This window comes from Streptomyces sp. AC627_RSS907, assembly GCF_019049165.1.
In genome coordinates this window covers 1-676 of record NZ_JAGMUE010001458.1, presented here as the reverse complement: position 1 = coordinate 676, position 676 = coordinate 1, and the positions used below count along the sequence as shown (strand labels likewise).

The window sequence follows — 676 nt, the reverse complement described above, 5'->3', positions numbered from 1 at the left end:
CCTCGCAGCAGGTCGGCGGCGCCATCGGCACCGCGCTGCTCAACACGATCGCGGCCAGCGCCACGACCGAGTACTTCAAGGACCACGCGCAGGGCGCCACGTCGGCCAAGAGCCTGCAGCTCACGGCCCTCGTCGAGGGGTACACGACCGCCATCACCTGGGCCGTCGTCATCCTCCTCGTGGCCTCGGCGATCGCCTTCACGTTCGTCAACACCGGGCCGCAGAGTGGCCACGGTGCCGCCGCCACCGGCGATGGCGCGGAGGACGACGTTCCGGTGCCGGTGATGGCCCACTGACCCAACTCACCGCCCTACCGGCGCCGAGCGAGGCGCTCGGGTGGGAGTGGATGGACAGCGGCTGCCGCGCCCGATGCGCGGCAGCCAGGCGCGGGGCCCCCGCCGTTGGACACGTTTGGCGACAGTGTCCGACAGCGGGGGCCCCGCGGCGTATGCGGAACGGAACAGCCCGGACCGGCGAAGCGCCGCCGGCGGGTGCTCGGGTGCTCGGGTGCTGGCGGCGGCCGGTCCCGGGCGGTGGGCGTACGTGGCGGGCGCGGGGCGCCGGTGACGGTGTGGGGAGGTGGGGGCGAGGGTGGTGTGGGGGCGCCCCGCGTGGTTGCGCGGGGTGTCGGAGCGTGTAGGCGCCGGGGGCGCGGGGCGTTGAAGCGTGTAGGCGC

General features: G+C 75.1%; 1 pseudogene. It reads left to right on the top strand.

The annotated features are described in order from the left end of the window. Positions 1–296: pseudogene (locus tag KUM32_RS42420) on the top strand (MFS transporter); the annotation flags it as partial. Positions 297–676 lie beyond the last annotated feature (380 nt).